Raw genomic sequence first — 16,681 nt, 5'->3', positions numbered from 1 at the left:
CTTGAGGCTTGAGGCTTCAGGCCTCTGGCGAGGAAATGGCCCTGCCCCGGCGACGGCGGCGGGGCTTTTTCTGCGGGGCGGGCGGCGTGCGGCTGACGGTCCAGTCCGTGCCGGCGGCAGCATAGGCTTCCAGCTCGCGCCAGTGGCGGTCCCAGCCGGGGCCGCGCCGTTCGAGCGGCACCTCGGCTTCGACCATCAGCCGCGCGCGGGTGACCGGGTTGGCGGGTTCTGGCTCATCGGACACGCGCGCTCTCCTGCTGGCCGGCGTCGATGCCTTGCGCGCGCGCGGCGGGCAAGCCGACGGTTCAAAAAGCGCGGGCATAAAAAGAGGCCGGGAAGGTTACCCTTCCCGGCCTTCTCTTTGTCAGTCGCGACGGGCTGTGATCAGCCGCCGTGAACCTGCGCAATGTCGATCTTCAGGCCCGGGCCCATCGACGAGGACAGGCCGACCTTGCGGACGTACTTGCCCTTGGCGCCAGCCGGCTTCGCCTTGATGATGGCGTCGACGAAAGCGTCGAAGTTGGCGCGCAGCGCTTCGTTCGAGAAGCTCAGCTTGCCGATGCCGCCGTGGATGATGCCGGCCTTTTCGACGCGGAACTCGATCTGGCCGCTCTTGGCAGCCTTGACCGCGTCAGCGACGTTCGGGGTGACGGTACCGAGCTTCGGGTTCGGCATCAGGCCCTTCGGACCCAGCACCTTGCCGAGACGGCCGACGACGCCCATCATGTCCGGCGTGGCGATCACGCGGCCATAGTCGAGGTTGCCGTTCTGCATGTCTTCCAGCAGGTCTTCGGCACCGACCTTGTCGGCGCCGGCGGCCAGAGCCGCTTCAGCCTTGTCGCCGCGCGCGAACACGGCAACCTTGACGTCCTTGCCGGTGCCCGAGGGCAGGGTGACCATGCCGCGGACCATCTGGTCGGCGTGACGCGGATCGACGCCCAGGTTCAGCGAGACTTCCAGCGTCTCGTCGAACTTGGTGGTCTTGAGGTCCTTCAGCATCTGGATGGCTTCATCGATGCCATGCAGGTTCTGGTTGTCGCCCAGCTTCTCGGTGAGCGACTTGTTCTTCTTGGTCAGCTTGGCCATGGGTTCAGCCCTCCACCACGGTGAGGCCCATCGCGCGGGCCGAACCTTCGATGATCTTGGTCGCGGCGTCGATGTCGTTCGCGTTGAGATCCTTCATCTTCAACACGGCGATTTCAGCGAGCTGCGCGCGCGTGATCGTACCGGCCGAAGCCTTGCCCGGAGTCTTCGAGCCCGACTTGATGCCGACGGCCTTCTTGATGAAGAAGGTGGCGGGCGGGGTCTTGGTGACGAAGGTGAACGAACGGTCGGCATAGACCGTGATCACGGTCGGAAGCGGCGTGCCCTTCTCGACTTCCTGCGTGGCAGCGTTGAACTGCTTGCAGAATTCCATGATGTTGACGCCGCGCTGACCCAGCGCAGGACCGATCGGCGGCGCGGGCTTGGCCTCGCCGGCTGCAACCTGCAGCTTGATGTAACCTTCAATTTTCTTGGCCACGAGGGGCCTCCTTTCTTCCTGTCGGTCCGGCGACGGACCTCAGAGTGAGCGGTCAGACGATGGCGCGAACGCCCTCTCCCGCACGGATCGCGTGGGAATCACCCACGTGAAGGGCGCGCGGTTAGCGCACACGGGCCGAATTGGCAATGCCCGGCGGGCCGGACGGAGGGCGATCAGGCAGGTTTGTTGCCGCCCCCCGCCCCGCGTGCTAGCCGCCCGGGCAATGCGCATTGCCCTTATCGCGACCCACCACGCCGACTATGCGGCGAGCCTTGCCGCCGCCCTCGCCGAAGAACACGACGTCCTGCTGGTGCTGAGCCGCCGCAATGCCGGACGCCAGCTCTCGCCCGAATCGCTCGCATGGCTGCGCCAGCGGATGGACGTGCGCATCGTGCCGCACCACCTCGCCCCGCTCCAGCCCGTGATCGCGGGAATTTGCGCATGGCACATCGCGCGCTTCCGCCCCGACGTGGTCCATGTGCAGGAACATCCAACGCGCTCGATGGCGCAGCTGGCCGGCCTGCTCAAGGGGCGCCTGCCGTTCATCACGACGGTGCACGATCCGCTGCCGCACAGCGGCGAGGACGACCGCGCGGCGCGCGTGTTTGCGCGGGCCTATCGCCGGTTGCGCGCCGCCAGCGACCGCATCATCGTGCACGGCGCGTTGCTCGCCGCCGACCTTGCCGGGACCGGAGTCGACCCTGCGAAAATCGCGGCGATTCCGCATGGCGTGCTGCACTTCGGCCGCCATGGCACGCCGGTTCCGCCCGTGGCCGCGAAGCACAATCGCCTGATCTTCTTTGGCCGGATGGAAGCCTACAAGGGGCTGGCCGAACTGCTGGACGCCAACGACATCTGGCTGCGCGACGGCCTGCCGGTCGAGTTGCTGATCGCGGGCGCCGGCCCGGAAATGGCGCGCCACGCCAAGCGGCTCGGCGCGCGCAACGTCACCGCGATCACGCGGCGGCTGGGACAGGCGGAACTGGAATCACTGGTCGCAGGATCGGCGGCGGCGGTGCTGCCCTACCGCGACGCGACGCAAAGCGGCGTGATCGCCAGCGCTTTTGGCGCGGGACGCCCGGTGATCGCGACCGATGTGGGATCGCTGAAGGAAGCGGTGCAGGATGCAGGGCTGATCGTGCCGCCGATGGACGTGGCGGCGCTGGCCGATGCGGGACGGCGACTGATCGAGACGCCCGGCTTGCTCGAACAGCTGGAGGAAGCGGTGCAGCGGCGCTGCCGCGAAGACCTCAACTGGCAGAATATCGCCGCGCGCACGGCGCAGCTCTACCGCGAAGCCGGCGCGGCGGGGTAGCGCAAAGCGCCGCCCCAGCCGCCCGGCCTGGCGTGATTACTTGACCAGTTCGACTTCTTCGAAGCTGAGTTCGACCGGAGTGGCGCGGCCGAAGATCGAGACCGAGACCTTGACGCGCTGCTTGTCGAAATCGAGTTCCTCGACAATGCCGTTGAAGGTCGCGAACGGACCGGCGTTGACCTTGACCGAATCGCCGATCTCGTAATCGACCGAAACGTGCTTGCGCGGCTCGGCAGCGGCCTGCTCGCGCGCGCCGAAGTAACGCGCGGCTTCCTTCTCGGAAATCGGCTGCGGCTTGCCGTTGTGGCCGAGGAAGCCGGTGACCTTCGGGGTGTTCTTGACGAGGTGGTAGATGTCGTCGTTCATCGCTAGCTTGGCGAGGACGTAGCCCGGCATGAACTTGCGTTCGACCGCGACCTTCTTGCCGCGCTTCACCTCGGTCACCGTCTCGGTCGGAACTTCGACCGATTCGACCAGCTGCGACAGGCCGATGCGTTCCGCCTCGGCGAGAATCGCTTCGCGGACCTTGTTCTCGAAACCGGAATAGGCGTGGATGATGTACCAGCGGGCCATGGGAAATCCTTGGATCTGAAAATCAGGCGAGCGACAGGAGCCACTGCACGACAAAGCCGAACACAGTGTCGATGCCGAGGAAGAACACCGACAGGATCAGCATCATGATGCCGACGAAAATTGCCGTGGTGGTCGTTTCCTGGCGCGTCGGCCAGATGACCTTGCGCGCTTCCGCACGGACCTGGTTGATGAATTCACCGGGGCTGGTCTTGGCCATCGATCTTCCCGCTTTCGCTTGCGCTTGCCTGAGAAATGTCACGCCTTCCGCCTAGGGGACATCGCCGCCCCGGACAGGTCCGGGAGGGGCTTGGAGATGTTCCGATGTCGGAAAGTGGAGGTCATTTAGGCGCAAGGGCCGGCAAAGGCAAGGGGACTGCCTTGCGCAGCGCCGACCAGGCCCCTCTCGCGGGGGAACCGTTCGCCGGCCAGAGCCGCGCTCAGTCGGTCGGCCGGTACACCATGGGGCTGCGGGCCCGCAGCGGTTCGAGCACCAGATAGGCTTCGTCCAGCGATTCGCCCGAAAGGCGCGCCTTCATCGCGGCATCGGCATCGCGGCCCAGCGGCTGGCGTCCCGCCGAGACCAGCGCGGGCGCGCGAAACGAAGCTTCCCACGCCGCCATCCTGCCCGGATCGCGAGGACCGCGCCAGCCGTGCACCGCCAGCAGGCAGTCCCCCGGCTGCAGCATCACCGGCGCGCGCTGCTCCATGAACGCCTCGCGCTGGGGCATCCCGGCCTGCGCCAGGAGCACGCCGAGCACGGGATCGTGGTGGATCACCGTTGCCGCCCGGCACGCCTGCGCCTGCGCGCGCAGACGCTCCATGGCTGCCGCATAAGGCGTGTTGAACGAACGCTTCATCGTGCCATCGTGGATGGCGACATTGCGCAGACCCAGCGCGGCCATCGCCAGCGCCGCGGCAAGTCCCACGCCTTGCAGCCAGCGCGGCGATGCGGCCAGCGCGCGCGCCACCAGCAGCAGCCAGAGCGGATGGAGGAAGACCGCGTTGCGCCCCCGGTAACCGACCCCTGACAGCACCAGCAACCCGCCCGACACGATCAGCGGAACCAGCAGCGGCATCGCGGCGCGGCGCCATTCCGGCTTGGTGACGGCCAAAGCCAGCGCCACGAGCGAAACCAGTGCGAAAGCCAGCGCCAGCGGGGCGGCGACGAAAACCGCATTGCCCAGCACGGCGGTCGATCCGGCCTGCGCCAGCGCCTGCCCCAGCGAACCGGTCTGCTCGGCGCCGTCCGCCATGTGGACCCGCGCCATGACCCACGCCTGCGGGAGGCAGGCAAGCGCGCCGGCCAGCAGCACGGCGGCGGCACGCCAGCGCTCCGCCGTGCCGGCAGCCGCACCGTGGCGCAGACAGACCACGAGTGCGAGCGGGGGGACGGCCAGCGCCGCGAGGTAATTGGTATGGAACAGCAGCACGCCGCCCACGGCCAGCGCCGCCGCGCCCGATGTCAGCGAACGCGCGCGCCATCCTGCGAATCCCGCAAGCGGCCAGTAGAGCGGATTGAACCAGGCATACCAGCGCAGCGAGGTGCCCCACATTACTGCCGTGGCCGCCCCGGCGAGAAGCAGCGCCGACCATGCCAGCGTCCGCCGGTCGCACGACGCGCCCGCAAACCAGAGCAGCCCCGCCATGCCCGCGGCGCTCCACAGCCCGCCGGCCAGCTTGACCGCCAGCCATGATCCAAGGACATCGTGGAGAACCCGCATGATGACATAGCCGAGGGGCGGGTGGACATCGCCCGCGTTCGCTTCGGCGATGACGCGCCACACGGTGGGCGCACGGTCCATGAAATGGAGCGTCCAGGCCTCGTCGTCGTAGAACGTGCCGTGGGCCACCGAGACGACGGCGAGGATGGCGAGCACCAGAAACACCGCCAGCGATGCAGCCAGCCGTTCGCGCCGCGCGGCGGGGCGGTGGTTCAACAGACCATGGTTTCCGGGAAAATGGCAGGAGTGGGGGGACTCGAACCCACGGCCCTCGGTTTTGGAGACCGATGCTCTACCAACTGAGCTACACTCCTGCGCTGGGACCGGCCCTTAGTGGCTTGACGCGGGGTATGCAACCGGCGGAAAGTGTTTTCCTGTCACATATGGCCCGCTCGGACCCGATCATCCCGCCCGAACTGCTGCTCAGGGCCTACCGCGCCGGGATATTTCCGATGGCGGACAGCCGTGACGACCCCGAAATCTACTGGGTAGAGCCGCGGCTGCGGGCGATCCTGCCGCTCGATGGCTTCCACTTGTCGAAATCGCTGGCGCGCACATTGCGGCGCGGGCGCTTCACGGTGACGTGCAACGCCGCGTTCGACGAAGTGATCGACAGTTGCGCCGCGCCGCGCGCGGATGCGGAGGAAAGCTGGATCAGCCGGCGAATCAGGGAAAGCTACCGCGAGTTGCACAGGATCGGGCACGCTCATTCGGTGGAAACGTGGCTACCCGACGAGGAAGGCCGGCTGCGGCTGGTGGGCGGCCTCTACGGCGTCGGCTTCGGCCGGGTGTTCTGCGGAGAGAGCATGTTCAGCCGCACGGCCGATGCTTCCAAGGTGGCGCTGGCCTGGCTGGTGGCGGCGCTGCGCCGGGGCGGAGCGGACCTGCTCGACTGCCAGTTCGCCACGCCGCACCTGATGTCGATGGGCGCGGTGGAAATCCCGCAGTCGCAATATCTCGGCCTGCTGGAAGCCGCGCTGCGGCGTTACGCCGGGCCGGCCTCGGCATCGGCCGCAGGGGCCTTGGGCGCAGGAGCCTTCGGAACCGCAGCCTTCGGCACGTCGGCAGAGGGCGACGATGATTCGGTCGGCGCGGGCGATGCCTTGCCGGCGGGCTTTGCCGCGCTGCTCGACGATGCGGCAGCGGCAGGGCTGTCCTCCTCGCCGGGGAACTTCATCGCGCAGTCCTTGACCCAGACGTCATAGACCGGGTGCTGGACGACGTTCAGCGACGGCGAGTTGCGGAACAGCCAGCCCGAGAACACCTTGTGCCACGCCAGCTTTTCCTGCGTGGTGGCGCGCTCCTCGACGAAGAGCTGGACGAAAGCGCCGGTTTCCGGCGGATCTTCCCACGGCGCGGTCTTCTCGCAGGTGGCGAGCTTGACGATGGCATTGCCGATGCGGCGCGCCTCGCCCGTTTTCAGGACGATGTCCTGCGTGATATTGTTGCGCTTGTTGAGGAAGCCGAGCGTCGCCACGCGGTCCTTCACCGGCGTGCCGTACGCGTTCTCGACCACGCCGCCACTGGCCATGCCTTCCGGCTGCCCGGTCTGCGTCGCCTCTGGCGGGGGCGGTGCCTCCGCCTGGCGGTTGCAGCCGGCCAGCGCCGCCGAACAGGCCAGCAGCGCAAGGACCGGCGATGCGGCGCGATTCATCAGGCTTCCGGGGACCAGGCTTCGTAGTCGCCGGTGGCAGCGGCGCGCTTGCCGCCGCGTTCCAGCGCGCCCTGCGGGCGATAGGCAGCCGACGTGCCGGTGGCGTTGGGAGTGTAATCCACTTCCCAGATCCGCGCCGGCGGCAGGTTGCTTTCGGGAACGCCGTCAAAGCTGCCGTGCAGCCAGCCGTGCCATTCGGCCGGCACGCGGCTGGCGTCGTTGGCGCCGTTGTAGATCACCCAGCGACGTTCACGCCCGGCGAAGGGGTGGCCCTTGGGATAGGGCTTGGTTGCCCGGTAGTACTTGTTGCCCTGCGCATCGTGACCGACGAGCTCGCCGTTGCGCGCGCTGTCGAGCATGGTGCCAAAGGTGGCGCCGTCCCACCAGGTGAAGATCTTGCCGAGGATGCTCATGAGCGCGGCGCTTAGCCCTTGAAGGGGGTGTTCGGCAAGCGCGAGATGCACCTTGCGCCACCCTTTGCCGCACGCGGCCGCCGCAGCGCCGCCGCGATCACCATTCGACGAGGTCGCCCGGCTGGATGCCCAGTTCCTTCGCGCGGCCGGCGTTGAGTTCGAGCACGCCCGACACCGGACCGGCCGAGGGCAGCGGGGTAAGATCATAGGGCACCGCGTCCGCCGCGATGTTCAGCACCTTGTGGTCCGCGCCGACGAACACGATGTCGAGCGGCAGGACGGTGTTCTTCATCCAGAACGCAGTGCGCTGCGGCGGCATGTAGGGGAAGATCATCCCTTCGTCCGCGCCCATCGCGGTGCGGAACATCAGGCCCTTTTCCTGCTCGGCCATCGTTGCGGCCACTTCGACCGCGAAGCGGTGCGGGCCGGCGGCGGTGGTGACGGTGAGCGGAACCACCGCCAGCCCGGACAGCGGGTGCACGGCGGGCGCCGCCGCGGCGACGGGTGCGGGCGCCTTCGATCCCGCCGAGGCGGGCGAGCAGGCGACGAGGCCGGCGGCCATGGCCAGCCCGGCGATCCTAATCCAGTTCTTCATCGACCCAACTTTCCGCATCTTCGATCGTCCCTGCATTCACCAGCCGCCGCGCCGTGGCAAGGGGATGCCCGGCGCGCAGCATCGCTGCCACCTGCTTCTCGCGCATGACAGGGTCATGGCACGCGCCATCGCGGCCGAACGGACCGAAGCGCCGCTTGCGCGCCAGAACCAGCGCGGCGGCGCGGCGCTCCTGCGCGCTGCCCAGCGCATCCTCGCGCAGGCCTTCGGAGATGCGCGCCGCGCCCAGCGCCTGGTCGATCCGCCGCGCACCATAGCCGCGCCGCAGCAGCCCCTGCCCCTTGGCGAGGGCATAGCCGGCGTCGTCGACATAGCGCTTCTCGACCATGCGCCCGACGAGCGCGGGGACGTCGGCCGGTTCCGCATCGTCCCAGCCGCGCTCGCGCAGCTTGCGCGAAAGATAGTCCGCCAGCTTGCCGCCACTGGTGGCGAAGCGCGCGACATAGGCCAGCGCGAGTTCCTCCAGACGCGCCTTGTCGAGCGGTCTGGGCGGCGCTTTACGGCGGCGATCGGCGGGGTTTGCGTCCATTGCGCCATATTCGTGCCACAGTCCGCACTAAATGAGAACGCTTTGACGCCGCACCCTGCTCCGCAAGGGGGGCGAGCGCGGCGATAGTCATGGACCATTCACCTGCGAACGCAGAATAGGTTCGCAGGTAAAGACAAGAAAATCGGGGTATCGCATGACCGTTTCGGACGCCATCGTGGAGAAGGCGGCGCTTGTTCCAACGCCCAATGACGATGCACAACCGCGCCGTTTCGCGGACTTTGCGACGTTTTGCGACGCGCTGGACTATGCCGCACAGGGCGAACGCGGATTCAACTTCCATGATCCGCGCGGACAACTGGCGCAGGTCTATCCCTATTCCCAGCTGCGCGCGGATGCGCTGGTCGCGGCGGGTCGCCTCGTGGCGCGCGGCGTCGCGCCGGGGGACCGCATTGCCCTGATCGCCGAAACCGGCGCCGAGTTCGCCGCGCTCTTCTGCGGCGCGATGTATGCCGGCGCATGGCCGGTGCCGCTGCCGCTGCCGACCAGCTTCGGCGGCAAGGAAAACTACATCGACCAGCTCGCGGTCCAGCTTTCCAGCTCGGACCCGAAGATGCTGCTGTTCCCCGGCGAGATCGGGGAAATGGCCGCCGCCGCCGCCGCGCGGCAGGGCTGCCCCGGCATGTCGTGGGATGCCTTTGCCGATATCGCGCCCGATGCCGGCAACCTGCCCCAGCCCGATCCCGAGGCGATCAGCTACCTCCAGTATTCCAGCGGCTCCACCCGCTTCCCGCACGGCGTCGCCGTCACCCACCGCGCGCTGATGGCCAACCTGGCCGGCCACGCGCACGGGATGCGGTTCACCGATGGCGACCGCTGCATCAGCTGGCTGCCGTGGTATCACGACATGGGCCTCGTCGGCTGCTTCCTCTCGCCCATCGCCAACCAGATGTCGGTCGATTACCTCAAGACCGAGGATTTCGCCCGCCGCCCGCTGGCGTGGCTCGACCTGATCAGCCGCAACCAGGGCACCTCGCTCTCCTATTCGCCCACCTTCGGCTATGACATCTGCGCGCGCCGCATTTCCAGCCAGAGCCAGGTGTCGGAACGCTTCGACCTGTCGCGCTGGCGCGTGGCGGGCAACGGCGCGGACATGATCCGGCCCGACGTGATGCAGGGCTTCGTCAACGCTTTCGCCGATGCCGGGTTCAAGGCCGCCGCCTTCCTGCCCAGCTACGGCCTGGCCGAAGCGACGCTCGCGGTGACGATCATGCCCCCGGGCGAAGGCATCCGCGTGGAACTGGTCGAGGAAGAGCGCCTTTCGGGCAGCCCGCGCGACCTGTCGCGCCCGGCGCGCTACCGTGCCATCGTCAACTGCGGCGTGCCCGTGCGCGGCATGGACGTGGAAGTGCGCGGCGAAAACGGCGAGGCCAAGGGCCACCACCACATCGGCAAGGTGTGGTGCCGCGGCTCGTCCGTGATGCACTCCTATTTCCGGGATCCCGAAGCGACCGAGGCCTGCATGGTCGATGGCTGGCTCGACACCGGGGACATGGGCTACGTCGACGAGAAGGGCTACCTGTTCATCGTCGGCCGCGCCAAGGACATGATCATCATCAACGGCAAGAACCACTGGCCGCAGGACATCGAGTGGGCCGTGGAACAGCTGCCGGGCTTCCACCAGGGCGACATCGCCGCCTTCTCGGTCGAGACCGAGAACGGCGAGGAAGCGCCGGCGGTGCTGGTCCACTGCCGCGTGTCCGATCCCGAAGAACGCGTGAAGCTGCGCGACCAGATCCGCGAGAAGGTCCGCTCGATCACCGGCATGAACTGCGTGGTCGAGCTCGTGCCGCCGCGCACCCTGCCGCGCACCAGCTCGGGCAAGCTCAGCCGCGCCAAGGCCAAGAAGCTTTACCTCACGGGCGAGATCGAGCCTTACAAGCTGGCCGCCTGAGGCCCCTCGCCCACCTGATCTTTCGCACAGTCCGGTTCGGCGGCCGTTTTTGACCTTGGTCAACCCGGTCGCCGATCATCGCCTATAAAGCGGTATTTGTAATACCACAAAGAGGTGCCGGGATGTATTGCGTACAGTGCGAACAATCGAACAAGGGCGGCTGCGCCACCAAGGTCGGCTCGTGCGGCAAGACCGCCGACGTCGCAGATCTGCAGGACGTGCTGCTGCGCGTGATGCAGGGCGTCTCCGCCTATGCCGCCCGCGCCGCGGCCAAGGGTGCGCGCGATGCTGCGGTGGACGACTTCACCTTCCAGGCGTGGTTCACCACCCTCACCAACGTCAATTTCGACCGCACGCGCTTCATCGTGCTGATCGCCCGCGCGCTTGAACTGCGCGACCGTGCGCGCGCCTGCGCCGAGGCCGCCGGCGCCGATCTTTCCAACCTGCCCGAACCCGCGACGTGGAATCCCGGCCTCACACCGGCCGAACTCGCCGCCGCCGCGCCGATGGCCGCGATCCAGCGCTTCATGGACCGTGACGGCCCCAGCGTAGTGGGGCTGCGCAACCTCGTGCTCTATGGCCTGAAGGGCACCGCCGCCTATGGCGAACACGCCCGCGTGCTGGGCGAGCAGGACGCCGGGGTCTGCGCCGAGTTCCACCGCATCGCCGCGTTTCTTGCCACCGACCCCACCGACATCGACGCGCTGCTGGCCGAATCGCTGGCGATCGGCGCGCTCAACCTCAAGGTCATGGAACTGCTCGACGCGGGCAATACCGGCCGTTTCGGCCATCCTGAAGTGACCATGGTGCGCATGACCCCGGTGGCGGGCAAGGCGATCCTCGTCTCCGGTCACGACATGGGCGATCTGGAGGCCATCCTCCTGCAGACCGCCGGCAAGGGCATCAACGTCTATACCCACGGCGAACTGCTGCCCGCCAACGCCTATCCCGGCCTCAAGGCCTTCCCGCATCTCATCGGCAACTATGGCGGCGCCTGGCAGGACCAGCAGAAGGACTTCGCCGCCTTCCCCGGCGCGATCGTGATGACCTCGAACTGCCTGATCAACCCCGAGATCAAGGGCTATGCCGACCGCATCTTCACCGCTGGCCCTGTCGGCTGGGAAGGGCTGCCGCACATCGAGAACCACGATTTCAGCCCCGCGATCGCCTGCGCGCTGGCGCAGCCGGGCTTTGCCGTCGACGCGCCGGAAGAGCGCATTCCCGCAGGCTTCGCGCGCAACACGGTGATGGGCGTGGCCGACACGCTCCTGGGCATGATCGGCAAGGGCGAGGTGAAGAACCTGTTCCTGATCGGCGGCTGCGACGGCGCCCGTCCGGGCCGCAACTACTTCCATGATCTGGCCGTCGCCACGCCGAAGGACAGCCTGATCCTCACGCTCGGCTGCGGCAAGTTCCGCTTCAACCGCGAGGATCTGGGCGACATCAACGGCATTCCCCGCGTGCTCGACGTGGGCCAGTGCAACGATGCGTTCTCGGCAATCCAGGTCGCCGTCGCAGTCGCCGGCGCGCTGGGCGTGGGCGTGAACGACCTGCCGCTGCACTATGCCATCAGCTGGTTCGAGCAGAAGGCCACCGCCGTGCTGCTGACCATGCTGCACCTCGGCATCCGCAAGATCCACCTCGGCCCCACGCTGCCGCAGTTCCTCACCCCCGAATTGCTGGGCGTGCTGGTCGACAAGTTCGACATCCGCCCGACCGGCGAAGCGGAAGAAGACCTGTCGCGGATGCTCGCCGCGGCGTGATCGGAATGGGCGCCTGCCGAAGTTTCGGTGGGCGCCTTCGTCCTAGAACGCCACCTCCGCCCCGTCCCACGCGAACAACTTGCCGCTGTCTGCCGGGCCCAACCCATCGAGCACCGCCAGCAGCCGGTCCGCCGCGAACTCGGCGGTGAACAGCTTCCCCTCGGCTACGCCCTTCTGGAACGGCGCGGAAAGGCCGGTGTCCACCGTCCCCGGATGCAGCGCCACCACAACCGCATCACGGTGCGTGCGGCCCAGTTCCACCGCGAAATTGCGCACCAGCATGTTGAGCGCCGCCTTGCTGGCGCGATATCCGTGCCACCCGCCCAGCCGGTTGTCCGAAATCGACCCCACCCTTGCCGACAGCGCCGCGAACACGCTGCGCCGGTCCTTGGGCAGCAGCGGCAGCACGTGCTTCGCCACCAGCGCAGGGCCGATGGCGTTGACCGCGAAGCTTTCCGCCAGCCGCGCGGCATCGAGCGCACGGTAGGATTTCTCCGGCCCGCTTCCGTCGGACAAGGTCAGCCGGCCCGTCGCCACGATGGCAAGATCAAGCGGCGCGCCGATGCCCGTGCAGGCGGCGGCGATGCTGGCTTCGTCGGTCAGGTCGAAGGCGAAGGGCCGGACCTTGCCGCCCCCCGCGCCCTGCCGCCGCGCACCGGCGTGGACCACGGCCACGTCCTCGCGCAGGGCCAGCGCGTCCACCAGCGCGGCCCCGATGCCGCCGCTCGCTCCGAACACCGCGCAGCGCAAGCCCGGCATGGCGTTCAACGCTGCTTCCACGCGGCGGGATCGGCAATGATCCGCCCCACCGCCGCATGGACCGCCTCGTCCTGCGGGCGGATCGTCTGCGGGGCGTCGGCGGGTTCGTAGAAGCAGGTGACGACCAGCGGCGCGCGCCCCGGCGGGAACACCACCGCGATGTCGTTGATCTTGCTTTCCATGCCCGGCGCCATGCCGGTGCCGGTCTTGTCCCCCGCGCCCCAGCCCGCAGGCAGGCCCGCGCGGATGCGCCGCGTGCCCGTGGTGGTGCCCGCCATCCAGCGCAGCAGCATATCGCGGGACGGCGCCGACAGCACCGGCCCGGCAAGGAACTGCGCCGCGCTGCGCGTGATCGCGCGGGCCGAAGTGGTATCCCGCTGCTCGCCCGCCGGCACCATGTTGAGCGCGGTTTCGTAGCGATCGAGCCGGCTCACCGTGTCGCCCAGCGAGCGCCAGAACGCGGTCAGCGCGCCGGGCCCGCCCAGCCGGCGCATCACCAGATTGGCAGCCAGGTTGTCGCTCGTCGCCTGCGCCGCCTGCGCCAGTGCGGTCACGGTCATGCCCTGCGGGCCAATGGCGGCGCCCGTCACCGGCGAATTGGGCAGCAGGTCGAGCACCGACCACATCAGCCGCTCGTTCGCGTCGAGCCGACCGGCATCGACTTCCCGCAGGACCAGCGCGGCGAGGCTCAGCTTGAAGGTCGAGCACATCCCGAACAGTTCGTCCTCGCGCCAGCCGAAACTCTGTCCGGTGCCGGTATCGAGGACGGACACGCCCAGCCGCCCCCCAACGCCATGCTCCAGCTTGCCCAGCGCCTTCACGCCCGCGAAGGGCTTATGCGGAGCCGGCTTGCGCTCCGACCGGGCGAAGGCCGGCCCAGCGGCGCCGATCTGTGCGGCACTGGCGGCGACAAACCCGGCGAGGCCGAGAGCGAATTGGCGGCGATGCATGAATGCGGTCTCCCTGTGGGCCAAGGCTATCGCGCCACAACGCGGGATGCCAGCATGAAGGTCCGCAGTCGACCAACTGCTGTATTACATCGACAATACAGGTTGCAGAGACGCGGCAGCACCGCCATCTTGGCCGCACTCTTTGCGAAAGCGACCGGATATCATGGCCACCAATGCGCCCGACAGTTCCAGCCAGACCGCCACGGCCAGCCCGATCACGCTGACCCCGCCCGATCCGGTGCCGGTGGTCGCACCCACGCAGGCGGCCGGGCTGGTGCCGGTTTCCGACGATGCCAAGACGAAGCTGGAATCCAAAGTCGACAGCTTCGTCGCCGATCTGATCGCGCAGGACGCGCAAAGCCCCGAATTCGGCAAGCGCATCGACCAGCTGACCAACATGGGCCGCAAGGAAATCGTCGCGGCCGCGGGGATGTCTAACCGCTTTCTCGACCGGCCGATCCGCGCCATCGACAAGGACACCGGCGTCGGCGCCGATCTGGCCCAGCTGCGGCGCACGGTGGAAGACCTCGATCCCGGCCGGCAGGGCAATCTGTCCGCCCCGCGCAAGTTCCTTGGCATCCTGCCCTTCGGCAACAAGCTGAAGCGCTATTTCGACGGCTACACGTCCGCGCAGGGACACATCAAGGCGATCCTCGACCGCCTCGCCTCGGGCAAGGACGAGCTGCTGATGGACAATGCCGCCATCGACGTGGAGCGGCAGAAGCTGTGGGAAGCGATGGGCAACCTGGAGCAGATGATCCACATCTCCAAGGTGCTCGACCAGCGGCTGGAGGATGCTGCGCTCGATCTGGATCACACCGATCCCGCCAAGGCCAAGGCGATCCGCGAATCCGCGCTGTTCTACACCCGCCAGCGCACGCAGGACCTGCTGACGCAGATGGCCGTCACCGTGCAGGGCTACCTCGCGCTCGATCTGGTCAAGAAGAACAACGTCGAACTGGTGAAGGGCGTCGACCGCGCCAGCACCACCACGGTCGCCGCGCTGCGCACGGCGGTTACGGTGGCGCAGGCCATGACCAACCAGCGGCTGGTGCTGCAACAGATCACCGCGCTCAACACCACCACCGCGAACATCATCGATTCCACCGGCAAGCTGCTGCGCGAACAGACCGGCAAGATCCACGAGATGGCCGCATCGAGCACGATCCCGCTCGAAACGCTGCAGCGCGCGTTCCAGAATATCTATGACACGATGGACACCATCGACACGTTCAAGCTCAAGGCATTGGACGCGATGAAGCAGACGGTCGACACGCTTTCGGGCGAGGTCGAGAAGTCCAAGGGCTATATCGCACGGGCAGAAGGCGCGGCGCAGGCCAAGGTGAGCGGGCCGGAAACCTCGCCGCTGCTGTCGCTGGAGGGTTGATGACCGCGCAGGAAAGCGACCGCATCCTTGCCGAAGCGCGCCAGTCGCTGGTCCGCCAGCGAGAAGGCGGGCGGCGCGTGGGCGGGCGCTCGATCGGGCAGCGTTCGGCCGAAGTGAAACGCCGCCATCTGGCGCGCAAGGCGGCGCGCATGGCGATGGCGGTGGCGGTCGTGCTGCTGGGCGCGATGGTGGCGGGCCTCGTGATCGACGGGATCGGCTTCACCGGACTGGTGGTCACGTTCCTCGCTATCGTGGGCGCACTGTGGTTCTTCGGCACGTTCCCCCGGCTCAAGGTGCCCGATCTCGCCTCGCTCAACAGCGGCGACGTACGGACCATGGTGGGACGCACCGAGCTGTGGCTGGAAGCTCAGCGCCCTGCGCTGCCCGCGCCAGCGGTGGGCCTTGTCGACCAGATCGGCGTGCAACTCGACGGCCTTGGTGTCCAGCTTGAAGGGCTCGACCCGGCCGAGCCGGCAGTTGCCGAAGTGCGACGGCTGGTGGGCGAGCACCTGCCGGGCATGGTGGAAAGCTATCGCCGCATTCCCGCCGCCTTGCGCAAGGAGCAGCGCGGCGGGCGCGATGCGGACCAGCAGCTGGCCGATGGACTGGGCAAGATCAGTCAGGAAATCAACGAGATCAGCCGCCAGCTGGCCGCCGGCGACATCGACGCGCTGGCCGTGCGCGGGCGCTATCTTGACTACAAGTACGGTGACGGGCTTGAGGAAACCCGACAGCTTGCGGCGCCGCCAAAGGATACCTGATGCGCATTTCGATTCCCCATACTCTCGGCAAGGAAGAAGTCCGCCGCCGCCTGAACGCGCGCATGGGCGAAGCCGAAGGCAAGGCCGCCGATATCGTCGGCGGCATGGTCTCGATCGACATGAGCTGGGTGGATCAGGACCACATGAAGATGGATGTCAGCGCGATGGGGTTCCAGGTGCCCTGCGCGCTGGAGATCGAGGAAACCGCGCTGGCGTTCGACGTCGAGATCCCGGCCGGCCTTGGTTTTGCACGGAAAATGATCGAAGGCACGATCCGCGAGAAGGGCGAGAAGCTGCTGACCTGAACGGCACCTAACGGCACCCAGGCGCACGCGAAGGCGACCTAGAGGTCCTTGCGCTCCAGTTCGAGCAGTTCGCGCGGCAACCGCAGCGTGCTGGAAACGAGCCGCGTTTCAAGCAGCAGATAGACCAGCGCGATCATCAGCAGCGCGATGGCGATGAAGAAGCTGGTGCCGGTGGCGGTACGAAATTCACGCCCGGCCATTTCGCCCAGGAAGAGCGTGCCGACGGTGACGCCGATGGCGATGCCGCTGAGCACCAGGATCAGCAGCGCGTGACCGATCAGCTGGATGCGGCGGTCGACGTAGCGCATTTCCACCACCACCGCATCGTGCGCCGGCCCCGCTGTTTCGGCGTGGAGCTTTTGCAGGGTGCGGGAGCGGTCCACGATCCGGCCGAGCCGGGTGGTGAGGATGTTCATGATGTTGCCGATGGCCACCAGCACGAACACCGGGGCCAGGGCGAGCTGGATGGTCTGCGCGATCATGGGCGGCACTGTCGCGCCCGCC

General features: G+C 67.8%; 19 protein-coding genes, 1 tRNA gene and 1 pseudogene. 7 read left to right on the top strand and 14 right to left on the bottom strand.

Going from position 1 to position 16,681, the window contains the following annotated elements; all coding sequences use genetic code 11:
• Window positions 1-16: 16 nt before the first annotated feature.
• The 3 genes from OLX02_RS13620 to rplK form a co-directional block, all read right to left on the bottom strand.
• Entirely contained in the window at window positions 17-244 is a 228-nt protein-coding gene (locus OLX02_RS13620) for a hypothetical protein (RefSeq protein WP_264423669.1), read from the bottom strand.
• 140 nt (window positions 245-384) lie between these two features.
• On the bottom strand, window positions 385-1,086 hold the full coding sequence (gene rplA / locus OLX02_RS13615; protein WP_264423667.1) for a 50S ribosomal protein L1: 702 nt from the start codon (window positions 1,084-1,086) through the stop codon (window positions 385-387).
• A 4-nt stretch (window positions 1,087-1,090) separates the two neighbouring features.
• Window positions 1,091-1,522, bottom strand: coding sequence for a 50S ribosomal protein L11 (gene rplK, locus OLX02_RS13610; protein WP_264423666.1), 432 nt, complete (start codon window positions 1,520-1,522; stop codon window positions 1,091-1,093).
• Window positions 1,523-1,745: 223 nt separating this feature from the next.
• Between rplK and OLX02_RS13605 the strand changes: the two genes are divergently transcribed.
• Window positions 1,746-2,837: a glycosyltransferase gene (locus OLX02_RS13605; RefSeq protein WP_264423664.1), complete on the top strand. Its 1,092-nt coding sequence runs from the start codon at window positions 1,746-1,748 to the stop codon at window positions 2,835-2,837.
• Window positions 2,838-2,873: 36 nt separating this feature from the next.
• Here the strand turns inward: OLX02_RS13605 and nusG are convergent, their stop codons facing one another.
• The 4 genes from nusG to OLX02_RS13585 form a co-directional block, all read right to left on the bottom strand.
• Entirely contained in the window at window positions 2,874-3,410 is a 537-nt protein-coding gene (gene nusG, locus OLX02_RS13600) for a transcription termination/antitermination protein NusG (RefSeq protein WP_264423662.1), read from the bottom strand.
• A gap of 22 nt (window positions 3,411-3,432) precedes the next feature.
• Entirely contained in the window at window positions 3,433-3,627 is a 195-nt protein-coding gene (secE, locus tag OLX02_RS13595) for a preprotein translocase subunit SecE (RefSeq protein ID WP_264423660.1), read from the bottom strand.
• A 220-nt stretch (window positions 3,628-3,847) separates the two neighbouring features.
• Entirely contained in the window at window positions 3,848-5,347 is a 1,500-nt protein-coding gene (locus OLX02_RS13590; RefSeq protein ID WP_264423658.1) for a hypothetical protein, read from the bottom strand.
• A gap of 22 nt (window positions 5,348-5,369) precedes the next feature.
• Window positions 5,370-5,445, bottom strand: a tRNA-Trp gene (locus OLX02_RS13585).
• Between OLX02_RS13585 and aat the strand changes: the two are divergent.
• A pseudogene (aat, locus tag OLX02_RS13580) lies at window positions 5,419-6,102 on the top strand (leucyl/phenylalanyl-tRNA--protein transferase); the annotation flags it as partial. The gene OLX02_RS13585 and the pseudogene aat overlap by 27 nt on opposite strands.
• A 14-nt stretch (window positions 6,103-6,116) precedes the next feature.
• On the opposite strand, the gene OLX02_RS13575 reads toward aat, so the two are convergent.
• From OLX02_RS13575 to OLX02_RS13560, 4 genes are all read right to left on the bottom strand, one after another.
• Window positions 6,117-6,785 carry a DUF2155 domain-containing protein gene (locus OLX02_RS13575; protein ID WP_264423655.1) on the bottom strand — a complete coding sequence of 223 codons (669 nt, stop codon included), beginning with the start codon at window positions 6,783-6,785 and terminating at the stop codon, window positions 6,117-6,119.
• Entirely contained in the window at window positions 6,785-7,198 is a 414-nt protein-coding gene (locus OLX02_RS13570; protein WP_264423653.1) for an NADH:ubiquinone oxidoreductase subunit NDUFA12, read from the bottom strand. Before OLX02_RS13570 ends, OLX02_RS13575 begins: the two co-directional genes overlap by 1 nt.
• A 97-nt stretch (window positions 7,199-7,295) precedes the next feature.
• Window positions 7,296-7,793, bottom strand: coding sequence for a DUF192 domain-containing protein (locus tag OLX02_RS13565; RefSeq protein ID WP_264423651.1), 498 nt, complete (start codon window positions 7,791-7,793; stop codon window positions 7,296-7,298).
• The gene (locus OLX02_RS13560; RefSeq protein WP_264423649.1) at window positions 7,777-8,340 is read right to left on the bottom strand and encodes a regulatory protein RecX; all 564 of its coding nucleotides are present in this window, start codon (window positions 8,338-8,340) and stop codon (window positions 7,777-7,779) included. The genes OLX02_RS13565 and OLX02_RS13560 overlap by 17 nt, the downstream gene beginning before the upstream one ends.
• A 154-nt stretch (window positions 8,341-8,494) precedes the next feature.
• Here OLX02_RS13560 and OLX02_RS13555 point away from each other — a divergent pair, with 154 nt between their 5' ends.
• Window positions 8,495-10,252, top strand: coding sequence for a fatty acyl-AMP ligase (locus OLX02_RS13555; RefSeq protein ID WP_264423647.1), 1,758 nt, complete (start codon window positions 8,495-8,497; stop codon window positions 10,250-10,252).
• Between the two features lie 122 nt (window positions 10,253-10,374).
• Window positions 10,375-12,015 carry a hydroxylamine reductase gene (gene hcp / locus OLX02_RS13550; protein WP_264423645.1) on the top strand — a complete coding sequence of 547 codons (1,641 nt, stop codon included), beginning with the start codon at window positions 10,375-10,377 and terminating at the stop codon, window positions 12,013-12,015.
• Window positions 12,016-12,057: 42 nt separating this feature from the next.
• On the opposite strand, the gene OLX02_RS13545 is transcribed toward hcp, so the two are convergent.
• Window positions 12,058-12,774: an SDR family NAD(P)-dependent oxidoreductase gene (locus OLX02_RS13545; RefSeq protein WP_264424002.1), complete on the bottom strand. Its 717-nt coding sequence runs from the start codon at window positions 12,772-12,774 to the stop codon at window positions 12,058-12,060.
• Between the two features lie 5 nt (window positions 12,775-12,779).
• Window positions 12,780-13,724, bottom strand: a complete 945-nt coding sequence (gene bla, locus OLX02_RS13540) for a class A beta-lactamase (RefSeq protein ID WP_264423642.1) — start codon at window positions 13,722-13,724, stop codon at window positions 12,780-12,782.
• A 163-nt stretch (window positions 13,725-13,887) separates the two neighbouring features.
• On the opposite strand from bla, the gene OLX02_RS13535 reads away from it, so the two are divergent.
• Genes OLX02_RS13535 through OLX02_RS13525 form a run of 3 tightly spaced genes read left to right on the top strand, consistent with a single transcriptional unit; the run spans window position 13,888 to window position 16,177 of the window.
• Complete coding sequence (locus tag OLX02_RS13535) at window positions 13,888-15,111, top strand: toxic anion resistance protein (RefSeq protein ID WP_264423640.1); 1,224 nt, start codon at window positions 13,888-13,890, stop codon at window positions 15,109-15,111.
• Window positions 15,111-15,872 (top strand): hypothetical protein, encoded by a 762-nt coding sequence (locus OLX02_RS13530; protein ID WP_264423639.1) that lies wholly within the window; start codon window positions 15,111-15,113, stop codon window positions 15,870-15,872. Before OLX02_RS13535 ends, OLX02_RS13530 begins: the two co-directional genes overlap by 1 nt.
• A complete protein-coding gene (locus OLX02_RS13525) occupies window positions 15,872-16,177 on the top strand; it encodes a polyhydroxyalkanoic acid system family protein (RefSeq protein ID WP_264423636.1) in 306 nt (101 codons plus the stop codon). Before OLX02_RS13530 ends, OLX02_RS13525 begins: the two co-directional genes overlap by 1 nt.
• Window positions 16,178-16,215: 38 nt before the next feature.
• Here OLX02_RS13525 and OLX02_RS13520 read toward each other — a convergent pair whose 3' ends face one another.
• Entirely contained in the window at window positions 16,216-16,659 is a 444-nt protein-coding gene (locus OLX02_RS13520; RefSeq protein WP_264423634.1) for a DUF2721 domain-containing protein, read from the bottom strand.
• Between the last annotated feature and the right edge of the window lie 22 nt (window positions 16,660-16,681).

Source organism: Novosphingobium sp. KCTC 2891 (assembly GCF_025938155.1).
Classification (GTDB): Bacteria; Pseudomonadota; Alphaproteobacteria; order Sphingomonadales; family Sphingomonadaceae; genus Novosphingobium.
The sequence above is the reverse complement of the archived record's forward strand: the minus strand, read 5'-3'. Positions and strand labels throughout refer to the sequence as shown.